This is a genomic window from Schaalia naturae (genome assembly GCF_042665795.1).
GTDB classification, from domain to species: Bacteria; Actinomycetota; Actinomycetes; order Actinomycetales; family Actinomycetaceae; genus Pauljensenia; species Pauljensenia naturae.
Map to the genome: position 1 here is coordinate 1 of NZ_JBHTEF010000003.1, position 1234 is coordinate 1234.

The 1234-nt window shown below is 62.2% G+C and carries 1 protein-coding gene; it reads right to left on the bottom strand.

Annotated elements, in window-relative coordinates; genetic code table 11:
- A partial coding sequence (locus ACFQWG_RS14025) for an IS256 family transposase (RefSeq protein WP_449329136.1) occupies positions 1-1071 on the bottom strand: 1071 nt, incomplete at its 3' end.
- Positions 1072-1234: the final 163 nt, after the last annotated feature.

Below are 1234 nucleotides of genomic sequence, written 5' to 3' on the forward strand. Positions count from 1 at the left end.
GGCCCAGGAGGTCGGACGTGAGACGCAGTTGCGCGTGCGCGTCGTGCGATGCCGGACGGTGGCGAAGGTCGACTCGATCGGGTTTGTCGTGCGAACGTGTTGCCAGTGCTCGGCCGGGAAATCGTAAAACGCAAGCAGTTCGTCGCGATCACGCGTGAGTTTCTCCGTCGCTTTCGGATATTTCGCCGAATAGACGTTGATGAAGTGCGTAAAGGCAATGAGCGCCTCTTCGCGTGTAGCAGCCATCCAGATTGCCTGCAGATCCGCCTTGGCGCGCCCGTGCTGGGATTTGGGTAGCGCGTTGAGTACGTTACCGGCCTTGTGAAACCGGCAGCGCTGGTGCCGGGTTTGCGGGAACACTTCGGCCAGCGCCGCCCACAGGCCCATCGCGCCGTCGCCCACCGCGAGCCGGGGAGCGCCTTGCAAGCCTGGCGACTTCAGGTCCAGCAACACTTCGACCCACGAATCCTTTGATTCCCGATAGCCGTCGGCGATCGCCACGCGCTCCTTCTTGCCTTCCGGGGTGACGCCGATGATCACGAGCAGACACTGGCCGTCGGAGTCGTCGCTGCGCAGCCCCGTATGGATGCCGTCGGCCCACCAGTAGACCCAGCGTGACCCCGGGAGATCGCGCTGATTCCATAGCCGGTGTTCGTCTGCCCACTGCGCCTTGAGCCGGCTGACGACGTTCGGCGACAAACCCCTGGCCTGGCCGCCCAGCAGCACGCTGAGCGCTTCGCTCATGTTGCCGGTCGACACACCGCGCAGATAAAACCACGGCAAGGCAGCCGACACTCGCGGCGATTTGCGGATGTACGGTGGCACGATGTTCGAGTTGAACTTCACGCCAGAACCCGAGCGGTCGCGTACCTTCGGCACCTTCACCGGCACCGGTCCGATAGCGGTGACGACCTCGCGCTCAGGCAGATAGCCATTGCGGACTATCGCGCGCTTGCCACCCAGCGTCTTCACGTTCTCGTACTGCTCGAGCAATGTCGCCAATTCCATCTCGATCGCCTGCTGGATGATCTGACGGGCACCGCGCTGGATCAGATCGTCCAGGCTGCCCAACGTTGCTGCTTTACCGCCGTTCGCTTCTTCCGTAACTCATTCATTGGTGGTGGATTCCGGTTAGCTGGTTGTTGCTCTCGACAAGCAACATTCTCAGCCAACCGCCACCGCCTTCTCAATTCCCCGCCTCAACCCCATACACCAGATCCGACAATAGCTCGCT